Source organism: Aneurinibacillus migulanus, assembly GCF_001274715.1.
Classification (GTDB): domain Bacteria; phylum Bacillota; class Bacilli; order Aneurinibacillales; family Aneurinibacillaceae; genus Aneurinibacillus; species Aneurinibacillus migulanus.
Map to the genome: position 1 here is coordinate 1843208 of NZ_LGUG01000004.1, position 23001 is coordinate 1866208.

Here is a 23001-nt window from a genome sequence, read left to right on the forward strand (position 1 = left end):
AATAAACATGTTACCGATCAGATAGACGAACCAGGCCAAAGGGAACAAATAAAGAAAAGAGAACACTTTGGCTGCAAATGAATAATAAATAAGTGGTGCCGGTGCAATCAATAGAAATACCGAGTAAATACCTAACACAATAGCATACAAATAAAACAACCGGGTGCCTGTTACATATTCAGAAAAGCTCCTAGCCAGTGCCAGACTAAAAAAGGATAGCCAAATGTAGGAGAGTAACCGGATTTTCAGACTCCAAGTATAATCCAGTGGCAACCAGATTAATAGCAAGCTATCATGATCAGACACAATAGAAAGGCCGGCAGACAGAAGCAGTAGAAAGAACATAAGAAATGTCTTTTGCCGCGGACCGAACACATACAACAGGATAGCGTATAAACCATGCAGCAATAATATGATGAACGTCACAAGTTGAAAGCCGATGGAATATTCACGTTCAGTATCAATGGCAGCCTGTGAGCCAAAGTAGATGGACTTGACAATACCACCTTTTAGCGGCTGATCGAAATTGGCTACACGCACAAGCAGCTCGATTTCCTTCACATTGCTCGCCGTATAGGATGCGGTGTAAGAGACTGCCCTTGGCCTGTACGTTTGGGTNAAGGACAGCCCTATGTAGGAGAGTACCTTGATTTTTAAAGCCCAGGTATAATCCAACGGCAACCAAAGTAATAGCAAGTTATCGTGATCAGACACAATAGAAAGGCCAGCAGACAGAAGCAGTAGAAAGAACATAAGGAATGCCTTTTGCCGTGGACCGAACACATACAACAGGATAGCGTATAAACCATGCAGCAGTAGTATAATGAAGGTCACAAGTTGAAAGCCGATGGAATACCAGCGTTCAGTGTCAATGGCAGCCTGTGAGCCAAAGCGGATGGACTTGACAATACCACCTTTTAGCGGCTGATCGAAATTGGCTACACGCACAAGCAGCTCGATTTCCTTCGCATTGTCTGCCGTATAGGATGCGGTATAAGAGACGGCACTTGGCCTGTATGTTTTGGCTTGCTTTGTAGGAAATCCGAAAACCGCTGCCGTCTCACCATTAATTTCTAAAAGAAGCNGCCTGTATGTTTTGGCTTGCTTTGTAGGCAATCCGAAAACCGCTGCCGTCTCACCATTAATTTCAACAATAGAAGAAGCTTGAATTTGTTGGATCCAGAACGTATAGGGCTGGTTTAGTGGCTGATCGACCAGAATGCGCAGTCGATACGTTCCGTAGCCAAACGATGAATCCGATTCTTTCGGTAAGGCGCTGCGCCAATCTCCTGGAACTTGAACATAATGTGGCTGATTAATAGCTGAGCGCATTGTGCTTTCATGTGAGATGAATGCCTCAGGGTAAAACTCCCATTCGCCGTTCAATGGAATAGAGCGGGAATTCTCGAAGTTCCAGCCGCGCATGTCAAGTACACCTCGAGCCGCACCAGGATGCTCCGGCGTAGCAAGAATCGTAAACCAGAACCATCGCAGACCAAGGAGGATAGAGAGAAACATCATGATGATTGCAATTTGTTTTAGAATAGTATGATTGCGTATCCATAGCATAAACGTTAATTTCGACACAAGTTCTGTTTCCCCTTTTTTGTAGCTACAGAGACCTAATGATTTCATAAATAGTACCAATAGTCATAGGCTAAGATAAAATACCCCATATTGTCTACATGGTGAATTCTTTTTTATGTATATTTTTTCGATAATCTCTTTCGGGGTACCATGCTGAGCATAAAATGATCCTATATTATCGATAAAAAATCTCTTTTTCCTCTTATATTATTTATGAAAACTTGTTCTTTTGCTTCTAAATCGTCTTTGATTCTTTCATCGAATATTCCCCAAAAGATACGCCTTTTAATTTGCTCCTAACGTCGATACGCAAAAAGATAAGTTGTGCTAAACGTTTGAGCAAGCACTTCAGCAATTTTTTTAACTCTGCTTGGTAGTTCCATTTGTTTAACCATAAAGAAGAGGATGGTTGCATAGGGCTGAAAGCTCCTCGCTGGCTTTTCTTGGAGTTGGAATAGCGGTGGTGGTTTCGCTGGTCTGCGACATGCCGAAGTGGACGGTAAAGAAGAGTTTCAAGTTGCCTGCCAGGGAGACTTGGTAGGTAAGACAAAAAAACGTCCCCTTGATTGGATCAAAGGAACGATATCAGTCTATTTGTTTTTAGCATATAGAAAATTATATTTACTGGCATGCTTAAGTTCGTCTGTCAAAATCTCAAATACCATGTTTTTAAACACTGTATAGGGGATGGTAAAGTAAATTTTTCGGTAAAGCTCTACTGCACTTAACTCACCAAATATAGCCTTTTCAAGGCCCGTAAGGTAACTATATAAATTACACTTGATAGTTTGACAGGGTAGCGTGGTTGGAAGGGGGAGATTCGGAAAAAAGAAGAGGTTGGATGCGCCCTGTGATCCATTAGAAGAAAGGCAAACGTGTCTTTTTCCGACCGTTCCTACCCATCGCCCTTCCTTCTTCTCTAGTCTTCTTACTTTATCTGGTCTTTTTCTTGAGGGTGAACGGACCGACAGGCCTATTCGTAAGCACCCTAGAAGCATTCCGGACATTTCTTGCAAAAACAAGCGGCCGCTGAATGGCTTCAAAGTGAATGTACCAGATATTTGGGTTAGTGAACAACCAGTGATTATGAAGAGCGGTCACTTTAATGCCTGCCTCACGAAGTCTAGAGATAAATGGATTAATTTCTCTTGTAAGGATAACTGTTTCTCCAAGGCATAAGGCTCGGCCGTCTCTACCAACACTTTCGAAGGAAATTGCAGCAGGAATTGTCAGAAATGACCTAGAGTTCCTTCCTAATATTCTAACATTGATGTTGGTCCTTGATTTTGTAGCAGTGCATACCCCATTGATTACCTGAGCTTGGCCACCGAAGATTTGAGCAAAACGCATACAAAGTGGACTTATACTCACTTCATATTTCCCCTTTCTATTTGTATATAGTCAATATATTTATAGGGGACAACATGTGAAACGGCATACATCTTAGGTTATATACAACAAATTTTCATCCAAAAGTGAATACGTCTGGTCAAACGATGAGGAACTCTATTAAGGCACCTGGAAAGAATAGAACAAAGACTTGAGGAAATGTAGAAAAACTGATTGGGCTGAAAGCACAGTTCGGTATGGGGTTAGCTGTTGACCTTATGAAAAAAGGATATAAAGTAACACGTGCCGAATGGAATGGCAAGTTTTTGTAGATATGCTTCCTCTTCTTGCCAAAACAAACATGATTGGGTACAATTTCCATAAGGAAACTCATAGGAGGAGTTCTAATGCATCGAAAAAAAATCCCCCGTTAAGCCCGAGGTCCTCCATCCATGTGTTAGTGTCAACTCACCCAAAAAAATACCAAGGGAGATGCACGCTAATGAACATGAATGGACCTGTAAAAATTTCTCGAAGTGAAAGACTTCAAACATGCCAAGAAATTGCTGCGAGGTTACATGAGGTTTACGGGGAAAAAATCCTAGCCATAGGGGTCTACGGCTCTGTTTCCAGAGGTACAGACGGTCCTTTCTCAGACATTGAGATGTTTTGCGTACTAGGTGGTGAATCAAGTGAACCCGTAGAATTTAGTCATGAATGGTCGGCAGGACCCTGGAAAGCTGAAGTGAACGTCTGTAGCGCGGATGTTCTTCTTAAAACCGCCTCTACTGTTGAGGGAAAATGGCCGTTGACACATGGGCCCTTCTTTTCCCAGCTTAGTCTGTATGATCCTAAAGGCTTTTTTTCAACACTAAAGAAAGCGGCTGAATCACCAACAAAGGAAGATTTCAGGCATGCGATCAACGAAGTTCTTGTAGGTGAAATGTACGAATTTATTGGAAAGCTTAGAAATGTAAATCTAAACGGCCCTCACACCTACTTGCCCTACTTGGCTATGCAGTTTGCCGAATACGGTGCCATGTTAATCGGGTTGCATAATCAAAAACTTTTTTCGACGGGCTCAATGGTTCTACCCGAGTCATTGGAACTGCCGAATCGTCCAGTAGGATTTGACAATGTAGTTAAGCTTGTTATGTCTGGAGACTTAGTAGAACCGTCGAAAATAGTTTCAGCATGTGAAGATTTCTGGAATGGCCTCGTAGATTGGGCAGCCAAACATGATTACGTAATGAATTCAAAACGAATCCCTTTTTGATAAATGGCGAAATCTTTTAGCGACACTTACAATAATATATGATGATTTATATACATCTGATTTGATACATCGACCAATTCTTGTGGTGAGAGGTTTGAAAATAGCAAGAACAACAAATTAACCATTGAAGGAATAAAAAGTATTTTAAATGCTTAAAGCTTACTTGATTTTCCTTTAAAACCAAGCACCTATCGTGGTGTTCAGAGTGTAGAGAAACCCCATTTTCAAAAATGGGGTTTCTCTACTTAAAAAAGGCATTCTCTTTGTGAGAATGCCTTTTTTAAGTACAATAATTTGTTCAATGTCACTTCTATGGTGTCAATCTCACAACTGTTATACTGGCAGTAATGGCATTTTTACCTGTAGTAAAAGCAGTTGTAGCAGCGAGATGTCCGAGACCTCCTCCCGGGGTCCTGTTAATTAAGCGTAGTGTTGCAGATATGCCAGGAACAGTGACAGGAATCGTCCCTATTATTCTTGGTTCGATTAACGACGGAGCAGGTTGAGTTGCTGCGAATATATAACTTTCAAGAACATTGGAGCCATTTAACTGCAATTCCGCAGCTATAACTTCTGGTGCACCACCAAATGCTAGTGGATCTCCTTCAAGTGAATAATTCACTAAATACGTGGCCCGTGCGGGAGACGAACCGACGCCCGTTTTGGGCACGGTGTGGTGGCTATCCACTCTGGATCGTACTGGATAATCAACACCCTTGATAATGAACAAGTACAAATGTATCATCACCTGGTATAAAGGAGCCTTTACTATGTAGCGACTCAAAATTTTTAAATATATTGAACGGCATTGCACAGTAGTGCATATAGATATAAAAAACAGCAGGCATTAGCCCGCTGTAATTATAGAAAAAGTCGAGTACAAGGGGAATTTTCTTTCCCCTACTAACATACTATGACGTTTGTTTGCTTGGCGCTACATGGGACAAGCTGCTTTCTGTTTCTATGTAGCAATGTGGGCAACGAGCAAGCGGGTTAAAGCCTTCCGAATACAGCTTTTTGTACCAATATTGGAGTAGTAGGCAACAGTATGTCATTAAGAAAAAAATTCTTTACTTAATAATTTGATGTAAAGGTAATTTAGGGGCTGCAAAAGGGGCAGTCCCTTTTTGCAGCGGAAGAAATTTGCCAAAAGAGTATTGTGACTCAGGAAAATCTTGAAGTCTGAGGTTCTTTTATAGGCTTCTCATTCGATGATTCCCATATGCAGCAAATCCTTATAATGAATTTGCTTTGTAACAGGGAGTTGATTTTGTTTTTGATACTTTATAACAGCCAACTCGGTATTTCGATTAAATACTCCGTTACAAGTGCCATTATATAACCCGGCCGCTTGTAGCCGATTTTGTACCAATTGCACAAGTGTTCCCCGTGATCCGCGTACCAACACCCTATAAGTTACATCTTTATGTCCAGTAATCGGTCCTTCAATAATGACCTCTGTTCCTACAGGGACTAATTCATAAAGCTCTTCGATGTCCCTGTTTCTCATACGAAAACAGCCATGACTAACGTATTTACCGATGAGTTCAGGTTTATTTGTTCCATGGATACCGTATTGGCCCCATGGAACATTTAATCCTAGCCAACAACTGCCGAAACCTTTCCCCCAGCCCTGTTCCTTAGAGACAATGCGATAGATGCCTACAGGAGATGGTGTGTCAATAGCACCGGGGGCAACTTTGAAGGTTTTCAAAACGTGCCCTTCTTTTATTAGTTCAATTTTTTTGTGCCATATATTGATACGAAGTTGAACGGTAGTATTTGATTGGTTTACTTTTGTGGTCGCTAAAACAGGCATTGAAGCTACAGATATACAGATTAAGATGAAAATCATCAGTGCTCCAAGTGTTTTTGGAAAAAGACGAAACAATGAAAACATAAAGGATAACCTCTCTACATAAAAGTGAATTTCTCTTAACGTCTTGTTATGTTTAACCTAAGGCGATTTCCATAAATTATGTAAGGGATAGGTGTATTAAAAAAATGGAGATTTACCAAAATATATTTCTTAGCAAAAAGAAAATGTAATGGAACCTCCATGTTCAGTTTGTACAAATGCGCCAGCTTTAATGTTGGTACTTTAAAGAAAGGCTTGTTAACAAAATAAAAAAACACTTTCATCTGTGACTGGAGAATCTCAGGACGAATGGTTGGAGGTATTTATTCGAATCGAAACAGAGAGCTAAACCAGAAAAAGATACGTTTGGTGTCGATGAAGGACAGAAGGATTTGAGCATAAAGCTTTAAACGGAGAGCAACGCGATATTTTTCTGTTGAGAATGTGCTGGCAATGCGGCCGGTAAATAAAAAGAGAGTGAGTTAAAAAATACCCGGCGGATGTGCCAGGTATTGAACTTTAATAAGGAGCTGGTTCAGAAGTTGGCGCTTGTGTTGGTGTTGATGCGGGTGCTGATTGTTCAGCAGGTTGAGCTGCTGCTGGTTGCTGTTCTTGCCCCGTGCCTTTTTGGGCAGGAGCTTCGCCACAGCCGGCATTTAGGTTGTTAGAACGGAATAAAAACCGAACATATTATCTTATTGTTCAAAGAAGGACTAATGTCAGAGTGAGACTTTTTTATGTATAATCTTACAAGAGAGTAACTATTACGGTAGCAAACAAAGATGACGTTAAAATCCAAAATAAATAAAGAAGTTAAATAAACTTCATTCCTTTATTTGCAAACGAACAACTCCTTTTTTTATGTCTAAGAAAAGGCAAGCTGAGCCAGGGGAAGATACAACTGTTGTTGGTGAAGTTTCTGACCTAACAAGTAAGCGAGGGTGCAGGGTTGCCCCTGCTTTCCCTCACCAGTAAATGGTACTAGCGCTGTTTATTCTATTCGTTCCGGTTTGTGGCGTCGCCATTACCACCAGCACCACGCGCGTTTTCTGCGTCGTTGTTGGCAGCCTCGGCACCCTCACCTACCTGGTTGCCCAATGCACCGCCAACGACGGCACCTGCAACGGTGCCAAGCGGCCCAAAAATGGAGCCTACAGCAGCACCCGCAACACCACCGCCCGCGGTTCCTACAGCTTCACCAATGTCACCGTCAGCCGCGTTGGTCACGTTACGGCCATCAGCATCGTTCCGATTACGATCGTTGTTTTCAGCCATCCAGCTCACTCCCTCGTTTTGTGATAGGGAAGCGCTGCTTGACTAGCGCAGTCCCAGAACATATTTTGCCCAACTAAGAACAAATTTACGCACTTATGGTTCCGGGTAGATCGAGGCGAATTACTTTAATAAAACGAAAAGAAGGGTACGACTCTTTTTTATAGAAATAAGCTAAGTAAATTTATTTATATAGGGGGGCGGTATCCATTGAGAACGATCCAAAAGATGTATGAACATTTAAATTGGGCTAATCATCGTATTCTTGAAAAATTACATAATAATAAAAACGGAAACCAACAGATAATCGATTTATTTTCCCATATACTTTATACAGAACAAGTGTGGATAACTAGATTACGTGGAATGGACAGTTCGCAACTGCCCATCTGGTCAGAGGCTAATTTATCGGTCTGTGCAGAGCTGGTGAGAAAAAATCAAGATGATTTCACAGCACTTTTCGCTAATTTAACCAGCGCTGATTTAGATAATTTAATATCCTATAGAAATAGCAAAGGTAAAGAGTTTAAGACTTCTATAGAAGATATTCTCACTCATGTGGCACTTCATGGTCAGTATCATAGAGGACAAATTAACTCGCGGCTTCGAGCAAATAGGGTTGAACCAGTTAATACTGACTATATTACATTTGTGAGATAAGTAACCGGATAAAAGCTGGCAGTATATTAGGTTAGTCGTTATATAAATTACACTTGATATTTTGACACGGTAGCGTGGTTGGAAGGAGACGATTCAGAAAAAGAAGAGGGTGGATGCGCCCTGCGCTCCGGCAGAAGAAAGGCAAGCGTGTCTTTTTTCGACCGTTCCCGCCCACCGCCCTTCCTTCTTATCTCTCATCACAAGAATTTGTCAATTTATCAAATTAGATGTATATAGATATGTCGCCAATAGGCGGCTTTTTTGTTTGAAGATGATACAGTTGGCTGGAAGCTTGTCATTGTGAAAACATGCCAGTGGTTTAGTAACAGCAAAGCGATACGGATATTTCATGGTTGATTCATATTCATCAGCTTTTAAGTCTGGAAGAACAACTGTTAAATGTGCCCCGGCATTGTCAACGACCTGTAGCTTGAAGCCTTCTGGTATTTCTAGGCCTGTTAATTGCTTAACGGCACTTGATGGATTCTCCAACGCTAGCTTACGAAATTCTGAATCAACAGATGATTTTTCTTGAAATTGCTTTACTGCCTGATTTAATTTTTCGATATTCCAATCCATATCTATATCTATATTCCTCCTCTTATCGTTTGAACTTACACGTTCAGTATAATAATGAGAGGTAGATAAAACTGTAACTTAAACTACAAATCATTTAATTTTAAAGAAAAATACCCGTTCTATACAGAAGGAAATATGTTCATTTTGAAGGATTGGGGATTATTTATATCGTATTGCAGGCAGTTTTTTTACCATTACAATATGTTCTGAAGTATAAATAGGTCACGTAATTTTTATCGAACAAGCATTAAGGAGATTTTGAGCCAAAAGGGCTGGCACGCTACGTTCATGAGCAAAACCGATGAGCAGTTGAGCGGTAGCGGTGGGCATTTTCACCTCTCGCTTCTTGATAAAGAAAATAAAAATATATTCAGTGATGAGAAAGCTTCGGATGGTCTTTCGGATATTGCACGCTGGTTCATCGGCGGACAAATTCGACATGCGGATGCCATTTGTGCATTGGCTAATGGCACGGTAAATAGTTATAAGCGATTGGTGCCCAATTCATTTGCTCCTGTTTATGCATCATGGGGCTATGAACATCGCAGTACGATGATTCGTATCCCGCACGGTAGAGATAAGAAAACACACATCGAAAGCCGATTGCCAGGAGCGGACACCAATCCGTATTTGGCTATGGCAGGAACCTTATTAGCTGGCCTGGATGGAATTCGTAACAAAATTGAACCACCTGTTCCTGTTGCAGGCATTGATATTTATCGAAATCCGGGTTAACATTCCCGATTGCCGAAGCGCCTTGATGTAGCGATTGATGCTCTCTTATCCAATAAGATGTTCACCAATTTTTTTGGCTCTTGTTTTATTGATCGCTATGTAGCGCTACGTCTGCATGAATTTGAACGTTATGAACGTACGATAAGCGACTGGGAACGAAAAGAGTATTTTCATTTATTTTAGTCTTCAAGGGGAGGTCATTTGATGTATCGAGTAAGCAAAGAAAATCTTATTTATGCAATGTCACCGGAAAATGAACCTGTGTTGCGGGTACCGTCAGGCAGTACTGTTATTTTTGAAACGTGTGATTGTTTTGAAGATCAAATTCAGTCAGCAGATACTCCGTTTGAAGCGCTTGACTGGAATCGAATTAATCCGGCTACAGGTCCTGTGTATGTCGAGGAAGCTGAACCCGGAGATATTCTGGTGGTGCGGATTGAAAAGATACGTATAGCCGAACAAGGTGTGATGGTTACGGGTCCAAACCTTGGAGTGATGGGTTTTGATTTCACAAACAATCATATTCAAATGATACCGGTACGGGATCACAAAGTGATATTGTCTGATAAGCTGGAAATCCCTGTGAATCCTATGATCGGTGTAATCGGAACATCTCCTACTCAGGAGAGTATTTCATGTGGTACACCTGGTGGACATGGTGGGAATATGGATTGCAAGCAAATACGTGAGGGTTCCACTTTGTTTTTGCCTATAAATGTTCCCGGCGCACTTTTTAGTCTTGGAGATTTGCATGCGGCCATGGCGGACGGCGAAATCGCTGTATGCGGTGTGGAAATTGCCGGAGAAGTCACGGTTACATTGGAGGTACTCAAAGGAAAATCATGGCCTTTGCCAATGATTATTAATAATGAGCATCTTATTACCATCTCTTCTGAGAAAGAATTAGATAAAGCAGCTGATCAAGCCGTTATTAATATGGTGAATTTTTTGTATGAACAAGTAGAAGTGTCAAAAGAAACAGCAACATTTTTGCTTTCGATTGCCGGAGATTTGCGCATATGTCAGGTGGTCGACCCGTTAAAAACAGCACGCATGGAATTGCCTATGCAATATGTGAAAGCGCTAGGGTTAAATTTAAACCAATATTTGGTGAAGTAGGTGGACACAGTGGATATACAAATGGAACAAAAGTCCGAAGCAACGTTCGGTTACAAACAAGAACTGAAACGTGCGCTCACCTTTCGTGATTTATTGGTTTATGGTCTGATTTTTATGGTGCCGATCGCTCCGTTTGGTATTTATGGACAGGTTGCGCAAGGTTCAGGCGGCATGGTAGCACTAACCTACCTTATTGGCATGGTAGGCATGATTTTTACAGCGTTAAGCTATGCGAGAATGTCAGAAGCTTTTCCTATTGCAGGCTCCGTGTACTCGTATGCACAAAGAGCGATGAACCCATCCATCGGTTTTTTTGCAGGATGGGTCATTCTATTAGATTATATTCTTACACCTTCTTTGTTGTATCGTTGCTATTTGTCGGCATCGGCCTTATTGCGATTGCGAAAGGAGTGGGGAACGGTTTTACGATAAAGCCCGTATATGATTCTAATCATTTTAGCTTGCCGCTCGTTATGGGGGCTGTATCCATTGCGGTGTTAAGCTTTCTTGGTTTTGATGGAATCAGCACGCTTGCAGAAGAGACAAAAGGCGGAACAAAAACCGTAGACAGAGCTGCCATTTTTGCTTTACTGGGAGTAAGGTTTCTTATTTATCATCCAGACATGTATAGCCGCCTGGATATGGCCGGATTTCACTACATTTAAAAATGCAGATGTAGCTTTTTATCAAGTAGCTGAATTGGCTGGTGGGCCATGGCTGAAAAATCTATGTATTATTGCTACGGCTATCTCTTGGGGATTAGCGAATGCATTGGCAGTAGGTCTGTTTTTTATGGATCAGCTAGCTGCACTTGCTTCACTGGTTAACTTTGGAGCTCTAACAGCCTTTTTGCTTCTTCATGTATCAGTCATCAATTATTTTATAATTAAGCAGAAATCTACCCGCTATGTTCAACATTTGACTCTTCCGCTAATAGGGTTCATTATTATCGGATACGTATGGTACAGTCTTGATGCTTTATCCAAAGAGTTAGGTTTTATATGGTTAGGTGTCGGTGTTATTTACTTTATTTTTTTAAAATTAAGTAAAAAAATCACTGATTATAAAAGAATAGAACTTTTTTGTCGATTCGCTCATAAATGCGAACTACGTACAGAAAAAAATATAAATAGAAATGTATGAGCCTGAAACTTTTGCTATATTAACAGTTTCAGGTTCTTTTTCTTTGTGGAAGCCCTGCTTTGGAAATAACCACGGGTACTATTTTGTAACCTAGTTACAAAATAGTACCTACTTGTTTCTAACTAAATTTATGATATATGCTATAAAATAAGAAGTTAGAAAGCGATGGATTTTTTGGTCACTTCAACAAGATGAGCTTTGCTTAAATCAATAGCAACCAAGAGATACTAAATAGTATTCTTACAAGCTGTACCATAAAAAAACAGGAGTGAGAACCCATGAATTCAAAATATGAACCATTGTTTGAGTCATTGACGTTACGCAGTGGCATTCAATTAAAAAACCGTATTGTTATGGCACCGTTAACGAACTTTTCCTCGAACGCGGACGGAACCGTTTCAGATGCTGAAGTCGATTATTATATTCGTCGGGCAAAAGGTGTTGGCATGGTCATTACCGCCTGTACATATGTGACTCCGAACGGGAAAGGGTTTGCCGGTGAATTTGCTGCTGACAGTGACGAGATGATCCCTAGTTTACGCCGGTTAGCCACCGCACTGAAAGAACAGGGCACGAAAGCTGTGTTGCAAATCTTCCATGGGGGAAGAATGTGCCCGCCTGAGCTTGTACCGTATGGAGAAATAGTAAGTGCGAGCGATATTGCGCCTGAACAAGCAGGAGCTGTTGTGCCTCGTGCGCTAACAGATAAAGAAATCGAAGCATTGATACATGCTTTTGGTGAGACTACACGCCGGGCGATTGAAGCCGGTTTTGATGGAGTAGAAATACATGGAGCTAACGGGTATCTGGTCCAACAGTTCTTTTCTCCTCATTCAAATCGCCGTAACGATCGGTGGGGCGGAAGCTTGGAAAAACGGATGGCATTTCCCTTAAGAATTGTAGATGAGGTAAAACAGATTGTAAATAAGCATGCAAAACAACCTTTCCTTGTCGGTTACCGCTTGTCACCGGAAGAGGCGGAAACTCCCGGAATCACTATGGCTGATACGCTTGTATTTATTGATGCACTTGCAGAGAAGCAACTCGATTATATGCATATTTCGCTTATGGATTTTTGGTCTAAACCGAGACGCGGCGTTGAAAGCACACGGTCACGCATAGAAATAATTCAGGAACGCGTCGGTCATCTCGTACCGATCATCGGCGTCGGCTCCATTCATACGCCGGATGATGCGCTCAAAGCTGCACAGACTGGTGTTCCATTACTTGCACTCGGCCGTGAAATCATTATTGAGCCGGAGTGGGTAGAAAAGGTTAAGCAAGGTCGTGAAGCAGAAATCCGAACAACTGTGTCAAAGGATGATCAGGCTCGTTTAGAAATTCCGAATCCGCTTTGGCAGGCGATTATAAATACACCGGGTTGGTTCCCTGTCGTTGAGAAGGTTAGAACATCCGAGTAAAGACAGAACTCAAAAATCCAATCTTGAATGCATTCAAGATTGGATTTTTTTATTAAATAAGCAAAAAAATTCAAATACGAAAATTGTCGAACGGTTAGCTATTTATTATTTATAATATTTACAATATAATATCGATGTATATAGGTAAAATATGGATGGAGGCGATGAGGTGGTTACGTCTAGGGAGTATAGATTAGGCGTATTGAGAGGTATTTATGTAAGACATCTACGAAGTCGTGGTAATACAATAAGTATATATATAAAAACCAGGACAGAGCTATTGGCGTATACATATTTAGCTAAACGCGGATTTATAAGCTTGGAACAGGAAGATGCTGCTTCATTGCGATTTAGTGTAAGCCTGCTTCAGGCAGGGGTTGATTACATAGAGAGTTTGGAAATTAAGCAGGGTGCAACCGTATAAGTGATTATTTATTGAAAGCGGTTGCGCCATTAGTACAATGAGTAGAAGTAAAGGGGGATTGTTAACAGAAGCCGTCTCTTAGAAAAGAACGGCTTTTTTGCATGCTTTAGAGCAGCATAATTTAGTGAGAACTTTCAAAAATATTGCTATTATTATTCATTATATAGATACTATATAAATTACACTTGATATTTTGACAGGGGAATGTGGTTGGAAGTAGGCGATTCAGAAAAAGAAGAGGTTGGATGCGCCCTGCGCTCCAGCAGAAGAAAGGCCAGTGTGTCTTTTTCCGACCGCTCTCGCCCACCGCCCTTCCTTCTTTTTTACCTCTCACCACAAGAATTTGTCGATGTATCAAGTCAGATGTATATAGCTTTAATGGAAGGGAAAAGAGGAGTTATATGAATAAAGCTACAGCTTTGCTCTGGGTCGCCGTTATTTTGTGGGGAGTTGCTATTGCGCCTACCAAGTGGGCATTAGAGTCTTTTTCTCCCTTGCTTCTTATGTTTTTTCGTTTACTGTTTTCTGGGATACTTTTTGCGCCTTATGTTTTACGAAAGAGAAAGCTCAAAGGTATGTCTATTCCATGGTTACGATTGTTCATTCTTTCTTTTACAGGGGTGGCGGGATATTTTATGCTAACCTCTTCCGGGATTTCTCTTACAAGTGGTACACATGCAAGCATCATTGATGCGAGCCTGCCCTTATTTATTATCTTGTTTGCAGCTCTTTATTTAAAGGAGAAAGTAACCTATATGCAATGGATCGGGCTCGCTATAGGAATATTCGGGGTGCTTCTTATTTCATTGCCGATGCAAAACGCAGGGACATTGGAAATGAACGGTTCTTCTTTTATTGGTGATATGTTGATTCTTGCAAGTACATGGCTGTTTGCCTTTTATACAATACAGATGAAACGACCGCAGGCGGAAGCGAAGCTGCCTAGTGAGGCATTTACGGCGTTGACATTATCCCTAGGAGCGATTATTGTCTTTCCTTTTGCGCTTGTTGAAGTGTTTGTATATGGATGGCCGGAGCATATTACCGCAAAAAGCTGGTGGAGTCTTTGCTTTCTAGTAATAGGCCCTTCTATTATGGCTTATAGGTGCTGGAATAAAGCATTAGAAAAGGTTTCAGGCGCTACGAGCGGTTTTTATATGAATATGCTTCCTCTAATAAGCATTTTGGCTTCTATTGTTCTTCTGCAAGAGCAAATGACCGTAAGAATCCTAATAGGCGGAGCGTTCGTACTGTTGGGGGTGGGAATAGCGGAAAAAGCATCACGCAGTCAGCAGAAGGAAGCTTTGTGTAACCTTACCGGTGAATAATAATACGAATACAATGATTACTAATGATGAAGGAGAGATAATATGGGTAATACTATTCAGGAGTCCTCTTACCTTCCTCTGTTTGATTCGATTCCACTAGGCATTATTTTAGTAGATCATAATGACCGAATTCTTCATATAAATCGATTTGCGACCGAACACTTATGTGTTACATCAGAAGAGAGAACACCGCTTTTTTTGGCTGATGCTTTTTCTTTTCTATCTATAGATCAATCGGGAGGGATACAAGATAATTTTCATTTCGTTATCGGAGAAGAGACCTTTTTAGCACAGAGATTACCGCTTTATGATAACGAAGATATTGAAGGAAACATTCTTATTTTTCAGCATACATCTACGCTAGAGAAAACAGTAAAGGAACTTGATTTATATAAAAATTTAAGCCTGGATTTAAAGGCTATTTTTGATATTTCGTATGATGTGATTTATGTTTCAGACGGGGATGGGATTACGTTGCGTGTAAGCTCAGCATGTGAAACCTTATGGGGGTATAGGGAAGAAGATTTGATAGGGAAGAGTACATATGAATTAGAGAAAGAGGGGGTTTTTTGTCCATCGATTACTCGTCTTGTACTGGAGAAGCAAGAGCAGGTTTCCATGATACAGACAACAAAGACAGGTCGCCGGCTAAAAGTGGTAGGTACACCCATAAAGGATAAGGATGGCCATATTATCCGTGTGGTTAATGCTTCACGCGATATTACAGAGATAAGCCAGCTCCAATCCGAAATTCAGATGTTAAAGCAGTTGACAGAGGGATACCGTAAGGAAATAATGGACCTTCGTGCACAGAAGGAATTTGAGAAAGAAATGATTTATCGAAGCGAGAAAATGGAGAAAGTAGTTTCATTTTCGCAAAAGGTGGCAAAGGTAGATTCTACCGTTCTCCTGCAGGGAGAATCGGGGACCGGAAAGGAGGTAATAGCCTCTTACATTCATAAGTGGAGCCGACGGAGCAAAGGGCCATTTATTGCTGTACATTGCGGGGCGATTCCACAAACACTGCTGGAAGCCGAGTTATTCGGTTATGACGATGGAGCAGAAGTGAAGGTAGGAGCGATCGAAATGGCTAATGAAGGTACTTTGCTTCTAGAGGAGATTGAGGAGATTCCTTTAGCTCTGCAAGTAAAGTTGCTCCGTGCCATACAGGAAAGAAGGATGACGCGGGTTGGCAGCAAAAAGTTGATTGAAGTGAGCCCAAGAATTATTGCAGCCACAATGCATGATTTAGAAGAGAGAGTCCAATCAGGTACGTTTAGAAAAGAGCTCTATTATCAGCTTAATGTGATACCAATATGTATTCCACCGCTTCGTGAGCGAAAAGAGGATATTATCCCTTTGATTCTTCATTTCGTGCAGAAATTAAATCAAAAATATGAAATGAGGAAAAGGTTCAAACCTGAGCTTTTGAAAGCGTTACAGGAATATGAATGGCCTGGTAATGTTCGCGAACTTCAAAATTTAACGGAGCGATTACTCGTCACAGCAGAGGGTGATTGGATTGATGCAGAGTATGTTCCAAATTATATATATAAGAATAGTAACAACAAAAAGGTTGTTCAGATTCACAACATTATCCCTTTAAAAGACGCTATAGAGCTTCTGGAGAAGGAATTATTAGAATTAGCTCAGAAACAGTATGGTTCCACAACACGAATTGCTGTAGCTTTAGGTGTAAATCAGTCTACGATAAGCAGGAAATTAAACAAATTGAAAGAGAAGTAAGTGTTTATGCGTTTAAGCATATTTATCTATGCTTAAACGCATAGGTTTTGGAGAGAGAATTTTTTGCAATTTGTAAACAAAATAAAATGATTCTTTTGAAAAACTATGCTTAAATGCATGGTTTTTTATGTTTGATAATATTGTTATGCTTTAAACCGTCATGCTATAAAGAAATAAGACGTACAGGGGGCGGTTTTTAAAAAAAACAGCAATATGTGAAACCGCTACCAATACAGCTAAAGAATAAGGGAGGGTGAAGTAAAGGATGAATGGGAAATATCGTTATTTGATTATGGCAATGATTGTATTTATGACGGTCGTAAATTATGTTGACAGAGGAGCAATTTCTTATGCACAGCAAGCAATTATTGAGGAATTCGGATTGGATCCTAAATCATGGGGAGAAATTCTAGGTTACTTTGGATATGGCTATATGTTTGGGGCGCTATTCGGAGGTATGCTTGCCGATAGAAGAGGACCGAAATATGTTTGGCTGCTGGCGGGTACAGCCTGGTCTATTTTTGAAATCGGCACCGCCTATGCAGGTGATATTGGAATGGCTTTATTTGGTGGGTCTGCCCTGGCAGGCTTTGCTGTATTCCGTGTGCTATTCGGATTGGCTGAAGGGCCGACCTTCTCAACGATTAATCGTACGATGGCGAATTGGGCAGCCCCTAAAGAAAAAGGATTCGCAACTGCGCTTGGTCTATTAGGTACTCCGCTAGGAGCTTTATTGACCGCCCCTATTGCAGTAGCCATATTGTCGGTAACGAATTGGAAGAACATGTTTTTAATTCTCGGTATTATCGGTTTAGTATGGGTCATTGTCTGGGCGAAGATGTTTACAGATCTTCCAGAAGATCACCCTAAAGTATCGAAAGCGGAATTAGCCGAAATTCGTTCAAAAGAAGACTTGTTAAAATCAGAGACGAGCTTAGCTGAAGCCAAGCAAATTCATGTGCCGTGGTACGCTTTCTTCAAAAACCCGACGTTAGTAATGAATGCGATAGGTTATTTTGCTTTTCAATATGTGAATTTTTTGATTTTAACGTGGACACCAAAATATTTGCAAGATACGTTTGATTTTAAACTGTCCTCTTTATGGTATTTAGGAATGATTCCTTGGATCGGCGCCTGTTTTACAGTATTAATTGGCGGCAAGATTTCAGATGCGTTGCGTCGCAGGACAGGGAACCTTCGCATTGCGCGATCGGGTTTGGCTGTAGTATCCCTATTTCTTACTGCTGTTTGTTTTATGTTCATTCCTGCTGTAGAAAGTGTTGGAGCGGTTCTCGCGCTTATGGCTATCGGTAATGCCTTTAATTTTCTGCCCAACTCTGTATATTGGACCGTCATTATTGATACAGAACCGGCGAAAGCAGGAACATTCGGCGGAGTAACGCACTTCTTTACAAATATTGCTACGATTGTTGCACCTACATTAACAGGAGCACTCGTAGCAAGTAGTGGATATAAAGCGATGTTTGTCGCTGCTGCTGTCGCCGCTGCAATCGGAATGGTTGCCATGGCATTTGTCAAACCGGGAAGAAGCAACACAATTTCAGGAAAGTCGATAACCTCGTAGTCATACACTACTCTTGTGACTAGGAGTTACTATATAGAAGAGTGAGAGGAGAATATATGTGGTAAATTTGGATATTTTGCATTTAGATATTTTTGGTCTATCATGCAAAATTCGCAATAAGGAAATCTCGCCTGTTGAAATTACTCAGCAGCTTTTGAAACGAATTGAACAAATAAACCCTTCTATTCAAGCGTTTATAACGGTTGCTTCCGAAGAAGCGATTACTTCTGCCAAAAAGGCGGAGGCGGAAATAGTAAGAGGAGAATGGAAGGGCCACCTCCATGGTGTTCCAATCGGATTAAAGGATTTAATTTATACGAAAGACATAAGAACAACGATGGGCTCGAAAATATATCGCCATTTTGTTCCTGATTTTGATGCAACGGTTGTTCAGAAACTAAAAAATGCGGGAGCCATTCTTATTGGAAAGCTAAATACGCACGAGTTCGCTTATGGACCTACCGGAGATGTTTCTTTTTTCGGGCCGGTCCGAAATCCGTATAATACCAATCATATGTCTGGTGGATCGAGCAGCGGATCGGGAGCGGCGGTTGCTTCCGCGCTTTGTTTCGGCGCGCTGGGAACAGATACCGGTGGTTCTATTCGAATTCCCTCCTCGGCCTGTGGGATTGTAGGAATGAAGCCGACATTTGGGAGGGTCAGCAAGCATGGTGTATATCCGTTAGGTTACACTTTGGATCATGTTGGACCAATGACGAGAACGATAAAAGATAACGCTCTTTTATTAAATGTTTTAGCAGGGTACGACCCGCGAGATCCGTACTCGCGTAAAGAGGAGGAAGAAGATTTTTCCCGCTATATCGGAGACAGCGTGAAAGGAATGGTTATCGGAGTACCTTCCGCCTTTTATTTTGATTGTCTCGAAGATGAAGTGAGGGACCGTCTGGAGGCAGCGGTGACTATGTTTCAAGAAATGGGGGCGCAGTGTAGGTCGGTTGATATTCCCGTTCTTTCCCACACTTCATGGGCACAGCTGAAGACATTGCAGAGCGAAGCCTACACCGTACACGAAGAGCATCTTAAACAGGAGAGTGAGAGCTTTCATCCCGAAGTACTTGAGCGCCTGATGCTGAGTGCAGAGGCGAAGGGCTATGAATATGTGCAGGCACAAATGATTCGCAGGCAAGCTTTGGAATCGTTTGAGAAAGTTTTTGAACATGTAGACGTGCTAGTAACCCCGACACTTCCTATTCTACCTCCAGAAATTGGACAGAGGGAAATTCAGGTGAAAGGACAGATAGAACAGGTTCGTGCTGCTTTGCTTCGCTTGACTGGGCCAACTAACCTGACAGGGCTTCCAAGTCTGTCTATGCCGTGCGGCTTTTCGGCTACGGGTCTGCCGATTGGGATGCAGTTAATCAGCCGGCCCTTGAATGAAGCGATTTTATATCAATTCGGTGCTGCCTTTGAGAATGCGGCGGGGATTTCTTCTTTAAAATGGGAGATTGAAGAGGTATAGAAAGATAGGAGAAAGCGCTCCTGCCTTAGAACAAAATGTTAACGTACTTATCGCGATACTTACAGAGTCATCATGGATGAAAACGATTGTATCTGTAATAAAAGCCCGCGGACGGATGGATGGTGACTCCGAAGCGGGCTTTGCTTTCGTTTACGACTGTTTGTTTTTCCTATATTTTACCGAAGGGGTGTGGTACGTTATATAATAATAAGTAAGAATGTACTACTATAGGAAGAAAGCATATACCGCTTTTTTATTCATTAAAAAAAATGCCGACATATAGATGTCGGCATCTTGAGCTTGTAAGTTAGTAGTTATCTTACAGCTTTACAACGTTTGCAGCTTGAGGTCCGCGGTTTCCTTCAACGATGTCGAATTCTACGCGTTGTCCCTCTTCTAAAGATTTAAATCCATCGCCAGTGATAGCAGAGAAATGTACGAATACATCGTCGCCGCCTTCTCTTTCGATAAATCCAAAACCTTTTTCTGCGTTAAACCATTTTACTGTACCGTTCATGTAAGAACCTCCAAATAATTTAATCAATATGCAACTTCTATTTGCCATAAAAATAAAATTCACATATTATTACGGACAATATATTGAAAATACAATCCCTAATAACATGTGAATTATACATTTCAATATCTGTAACCTATTTATAGTATTAGTATACCATCGTTTTAAAAAAATCATACCATTTTAAAGAAAATAAAAAGCTTGACATATCATTCCATATAGAGTATTGCAGAAGTGAAAGGTGCATGTATTTTTGGTAATGACGGCGCCCAAGCTGGAGGAACGCCGTCTATGTTTTCGTTCTGGAGAAGAAACGGCGAAAGTATTTGTATATCACAAATAATATAAGAGCCCAAAATAATAAGCCAATAAAGGAAAAACCGAACCCATACACTCCGCTAAAAGGGTGTAGGATGCTCCCGAAAAGTGCCCCTAGACCAAATGCCCACAGTCCGCGTCCTATACCAGGAGAGGGAGTCGGCCTTGTGGCAGGAGCTTCGTATCTAGAACGGTATCCTCCATCCGCTGGCCTTCGTGGAGTGATGCCGACCCCACCGCGACCTCCTCTGCCGCCTCTGGTTATTTCGGTTTTTGATTCAATGGGGGGCTGAGACTGTACGTTGCTGTTATGCTGTTCAGTTTGATTAGGCATGGCAGACGTCGAGCATGAAGTTAGAAGCGGTATGGTTATGGTGTATGTTGCAAGAAGTGAAAATATCAGCCTTTTCATGATACATCTCCTGTTTTTAGAATTTCAATCGCTATAGTCATCCCCAAAACGTGAAATGCTATTCGTTTATATTGAGAATGGTTGACAACATAAGAATCAAGTGCATGTATAGTACCTAAGAAAGAGAAACGGCGAGAGCAACTGGTTTGCTCTCGCCGTTTCATTAGATTTATTATAAATTGAAATCGCTTACGATTTTGTTTTCATTTGATTTATCTCACTAATAAAAGCCGCACACTGTCGAGCGATCAGCTCTTTATCATTATCAAGTGTTGCGACATGGTACGAATTTTCTAGAACGACTTTTTCTTTGAGCTCAGAGGTAATATGGGCAAGGATATAGTCAGAGTCCTCAGGCGGCACAACATGGTCCTCACGGGATACAAGCACGAGAGTAGGGCATGTAACGGCAGAGAGGCGGGATGCTACAATATCTTTGAATGTAAGAAATTGTTTAACGGAAGCGACTGGTGTCTTGGAATATGCCAGTTCAGCTACGTCAGGAGCCTTGATATCCGAGCCGATGGCATCGAGGTAACGGGTTGTCTCTTTGGCTAGTGGTTCGAAATTCTTGACACGGACAGCCGCATTAATCAGCATGATGCCTGCAATATCCGGGTATTCTTCAGCAAGGTGCAGAGCAATTGTGCCTCCCATGGATAATCCGACCACAAAAACCTCACGGCAGGCCGCCTTCAGCTTTTGGTACCCTTCTTCCGCTGAAGCGATCCAATCTTCATATGAAGTCGCTTCCATATCTTCGTAATGCGTACCGTGTCCTTTCAGCCGAGGAGCGTATACGGTAAAGCCGACCTGTGCCAGGAATTCCCCGAGGAAGCGCATGCTTTGCGTTGTGCCGGTAAAACCATGCTGTACAAGCACGCCAATGTCGCCGCCTTCCATGAAAAAAGACTCTGCATTTTGAAGTACAGGGTATTTCTCTGCCATGTTCCATCCCTCCCGAATCATAAGAATATCATACTGCATTCTCCACTCTTATTTTATCAAATATTTTACAGGCAAGCAGCAGATATTTTCTCTATACATATTAACGAACGTATATTCTTGTTTTATAATGGAAGAAAAAACGGGAAAAGGAGCGGGTAGAGTGAAGAAAAAGATTTTGCTGTGCGACATGAACTCATTCTTCGCATCCGTTCATCAAAGCTATAATCCACAGCTTCGCAATAAACCTGTAATTGTGGCTGGAAACCCTGAGAAGCGCAAGGGCATTGTTGTTGCTGCGAGCTATGATGCAAAGGCAAAAGGTGTTTATACGACCATGCGCTTTTATGAAGCTCGGAAGCTATGCCCGGAGGCTGTGTTTGTACAGCCGAACCATGCCCTGTACCGGCGTTATTCCGAAGCAATTATGCGTTTTTTACGCCGGATCGCTCCCTGTGAGGTCGCTTCTGTAGATGAAGCCTATCTTGATATTAGTGAGCTTGTGGCAAAAGGACATACGGCGCGTATAGTAGCAGAGTACATTCAAAGCAAGCTGTATCAAGAGTTACTCATACCAAGCAGCATCGGAGCAGGGCCGACGAAATTGATTGCCAAGATGTGTGCGGACGTGAAAAAGCCAGGTGGCTTTGTCGAGATGGGTGTCCGGCAATACAAAACATTTTTTTGGCCGCAGGTGGTCGGAAGTCTGCACGGGTGCGGGAAGAGTACCGTTGAGCGTCTGCAGCGCAAAGGTATTTATACGATTGGTGAATTGGCGATACAGCCTGCAGAGCATCTGCGCTCCTGGTTCGGAAAGAAAGGGGAGTATCTTCATCTAGCAGCAAATGGAACGTATGAATCACCGGTGAATCCAGAACGGCAAAAAGGAGAGAAAAGCATCGGCTCATCGCGCACCTTCGCCTTCGATACGATGGATCAGGCGCTCATTGCTAAAACAGCGCGTGAATTTAGTGAGAAACTGGCAGACAAGCTGAAGCGGAAACAGAAGAAGACAAAAACGATTGTTGTAGAAGTGAAGTTCGATTACCGTCAAGCCGTGTCACGCAGCTTGGCATTGGCAGGTGCAACGGATGAAGCGGATGAAATTTATCGGGCGGCCATGCAACTATACGAGATATATTTTTCGACACAGCCACTTCGTCTGTTTGGTATTCGGCTTCATCATCTAACAGACGAAGAATATGAACAGCTTCGTTTTTCATTTTGAAGGGATATACTGTCTCATAAGCAGGAAAGCCGCCCGATG

The 23001-nt window shown here is 41.7% G+C and carries 24 protein-coding genes and 1 pseudogene; 14 read left to right on the top strand and 11 right to left on the bottom strand.

From position 1 onward, the window contains the following. The 3 genes from AF333_RS32710 to AF333_RS10885 form a co-directional block, all read right to left on the bottom strand. The coding region (locus tag AF333_RS32710; RefSeq protein ID WP_321167163.1) for a 7TM diverse intracellular signaling domain-containing protein at positions 1-561 on the bottom strand (561 nt) is incomplete at its 3' end. A gap of 1261 nt (positions 562-1822) precedes the next feature. After that, on the bottom strand, positions 1823-2137 hold the full coding sequence (locus AF333_RS34965) for a hypothetical protein (protein WP_139188960.1): 315 nt from the start codon (positions 2135-2137) through the stop codon (positions 1823-1825). Between the two features lie 383 nt (positions 2138-2520). Further along, positions 2521-2937, bottom strand: coding sequence for a DUF1259 domain-containing protein (locus tag AF333_RS10885; RefSeq protein ID WP_235356594.1), 417 nt, complete (start codon positions 2935-2937; stop codon positions 2521-2523). A gap of 481 nt (positions 2938-3418) precedes the next feature. Here AF333_RS10885 and AF333_RS10890 point away from each other — a divergent pair, with 481 nt between their 5' ends. Beyond that, positions 3419-4192 carry an ANT(4')-I family aminoglycoside nucleotidyltransferase gene (locus tag AF333_RS10890; RefSeq protein ID WP_043064548.1) on the top strand — a complete coding sequence of 258 codons (774 nt, stop codon included), beginning with the start codon at positions 3419-3421 and terminating at the stop codon, positions 4190-4192. Positions 4193-4502: 310 nt separating this feature from the next. Here the strand turns inward: AF333_RS10890 and AF333_RS10895 are convergent, their stop codons facing one another. From AF333_RS10895 to AF333_RS10905, 4 genes are all read right to left on the bottom strand, one after another. Further along, positions 4503-4937, bottom strand: a complete 435-nt coding sequence (locus AF333_RS10895) for a hypothetical protein (RefSeq protein ID WP_235496343.1) — start codon at positions 4935-4937, stop codon at positions 4503-4505. A 459-nt stretch (positions 4938-5396) separates the two neighbouring features. Continuing rightward, positions 5397-6092, bottom strand: coding sequence for a L,D-transpeptidase family protein (locus AF333_RS10900; protein WP_043064546.1), 696 nt, complete (start codon positions 6090-6092; stop codon positions 5397-5399). Positions 6093-6532: 440 nt separating this feature from the next. After that, entirely contained in the window at positions 6533-6706 is a 174-nt protein-coding gene (locus AF333_RS34970; protein WP_235496358.1) for a hypothetical protein, read from the bottom strand. 340 nt (positions 6707-7046) lie between these two features. Continuing rightward, the gene (locus AF333_RS10905) at positions 7047-7325 is read right to left on the bottom strand and encodes a glycine zipper domain-containing protein (RefSeq protein WP_043064545.1); all 279 of its coding nucleotides are present in this window, start codon (positions 7323-7325) and stop codon (positions 7047-7049) included. Positions 7326-7532: 207 nt separating this feature from the next. Here AF333_RS10905 and AF333_RS10910 point away from each other — a divergent pair, with 207 nt between their 5' ends. Beyond that, entirely contained in the window at positions 7533-7982 is a 450-nt protein-coding gene (locus tag AF333_RS10910; protein WP_043064544.1) for a DinB family protein, read from the top strand. A 210-nt stretch (positions 7983-8192) separates the two neighbouring features. Here the strand turns inward: AF333_RS10910 and AF333_RS10915 are convergent, their stop codons facing one another. Beyond that, positions 8193-8561, bottom strand: coding sequence for a hypothetical protein (locus AF333_RS10915; RefSeq protein WP_043064543.1), 369 nt, complete (start codon positions 8559-8561; stop codon positions 8193-8195). A gap of 246 nt (positions 8562-8807) precedes the next feature. Here AF333_RS10915 and AF333_RS10920 point away from each other — a divergent pair. The 6 genes and pseudogenes from AF333_RS10920 (at position 8808) to AF333_RS10935 (ending at position 12979) form a co-directional block, all read left to right on the top strand. Continuing rightward, positions 8808-9479: pseudogene (locus tag AF333_RS10920) on the top strand (glutamine synthetase family protein). Between the two features lie 21 nt (positions 9480-9500). Beyond that, positions 9501-10415: an acetamidase/formamidase family protein gene (locus AF333_RS10925; protein WP_043064542.1), complete on the top strand. Its 915-nt coding sequence runs from the start codon at positions 9501-9503 to the stop codon at positions 10413-10415. 9 nt (positions 10416-10424) lie between these two features. Then, positions 10425-10847, top strand: a complete 423-nt coding sequence (locus AF333_RS34975; protein ID WP_074715112.1) for an APC family permease — start codon at positions 10425-10427, stop codon at positions 10845-10847. Then, positions 10826-11080: a hypothetical protein gene (locus AF333_RS34980; RefSeq protein WP_235356591.1), complete on the top strand. Its 255-nt coding sequence runs from the start codon at positions 10826-10828 to the stop codon at positions 11078-11080. Before AF333_RS34975 ends, AF333_RS34980 begins: the two co-directional genes overlap by 22 nt. Positions 11081-11114: 34 nt before the next feature. After that, entirely contained in the window at positions 11115-11558 is a 444-nt protein-coding gene (locus AF333_RS34985) for an APC family permease (protein ID WP_074715115.1), read from the top strand. Positions 11559-11836: 278 nt separating this feature from the next. Next, positions 11837-12979 carry an NADH-dependent flavin oxidoreductase gene (locus AF333_RS10935; protein ID WP_043064541.1) on the top strand — a complete coding sequence of 381 codons (1143 nt, stop codon included), beginning with the start codon at positions 11837-11839 and terminating at the stop codon, positions 12977-12979. 545 nt (positions 12980-13524) lie between these two features. On the opposite strand, the gene AF333_RS34990 is transcribed toward AF333_RS10935, so the two are convergent. Further along, on the bottom strand, positions 13525-13761 hold the full coding sequence (locus tag AF333_RS34990) for a hypothetical protein (protein WP_235496360.1): 237 nt from the start codon (positions 13759-13761) through the stop codon (positions 13525-13527). Positions 13762-13804: 43 nt separating this feature from the next. Here AF333_RS34990 and AF333_RS10950 point away from each other — a divergent pair, with 43 nt between their 5' ends. The 4 genes from AF333_RS10950 to AF333_RS10965 all read left to right on the top strand — a co-directional run bounded on the left by AF333_RS10950 (position 13805) and on the right by AF333_RS10965 (position 19542). Continuing rightward, a complete protein-coding gene (locus tag AF333_RS10950; protein ID WP_043064538.1) occupies positions 13805-14731 on the top strand; it encodes a DMT family transporter in 927 nt (308 codons plus the stop codon). A 42-nt stretch (positions 14732-14773) separates the two neighbouring features. Then, positions 14774-16477: a sigma 54-interacting transcriptional regulator gene (locus AF333_RS10955; protein WP_043064537.1), complete on the top strand. Its 1704-nt coding sequence runs from the start codon at positions 14774-14776 to the stop codon at positions 16475-16477. Between the two features lie 265 nt (positions 16478-16742). Next, positions 16743-18062, top strand: coding sequence for an MFS transporter (locus tag AF333_RS10960; protein ID WP_043064536.1), 1320 nt, complete (start codon positions 16743-16745; stop codon positions 18060-18062). A gap of 58 nt (positions 18063-18120) precedes the next feature. Beyond that, positions 18121-19542 carry an Asp-tRNA(Asn)/Glu-tRNA(Gln) amidotransferase GatCAB subunit A gene (locus tag AF333_RS10965; RefSeq protein ID WP_043064535.1) on the top strand — a complete coding sequence of 474 codons (1422 nt, stop codon included), beginning with the start codon at positions 18121-18123 and terminating at the stop codon, positions 19540-19542. 319 nt (positions 19543-19861) lie between these two features. Here the strand turns inward: AF333_RS10965 and cspD are convergent, their stop codons facing one another. Next, on the bottom strand, positions 19862-20059 hold the full coding sequence (gene cspD / locus AF333_RS10975) for a cold-shock protein CspD (protein ID WP_043064533.1): 198 nt from the start codon (positions 20057-20059) through the stop codon (positions 19862-19864). A 485-nt stretch (positions 20060-20544) separates the two neighbouring features. Here cspD and AF333_RS36765 point away from each other — a divergent pair, with 485 nt between their 5' ends. Further along, the gene (locus AF333_RS36765; RefSeq protein WP_268753613.1) at positions 20545-20670 is read left to right on the top strand and encodes a hypothetical protein; all 126 of its coding nucleotides are present in this window, start codon (positions 20545-20547) and stop codon (positions 20668-20670) included. Positions 20671-20978: 308 nt separating this feature from the next. Here the strand turns inward: AF333_RS36765 and AF333_RS10985 are convergent, their stop codons facing one another. Continuing rightward, on the bottom strand, positions 20979-21737 hold the full coding sequence (locus tag AF333_RS10985) for an alpha/beta hydrolase (protein ID WP_043064531.1): 759 nt from the start codon (positions 21735-21737) through the stop codon (positions 20979-20981). 160 nt (positions 21738-21897) lie between these two features. Between AF333_RS10985 and AF333_RS10990 the strand changes: the two genes are divergently transcribed. Continuing rightward, the gene (locus AF333_RS10990) at positions 21898-22962 is read left to right on the top strand and encodes a DNA polymerase Y family protein (protein WP_043064530.1); all 1065 of its coding nucleotides are present in this window, start codon (positions 21898-21900) and stop codon (positions 22960-22962) included. The last annotated feature ends 39 nt before the right edge of the window (positions 22963-23001 follow it).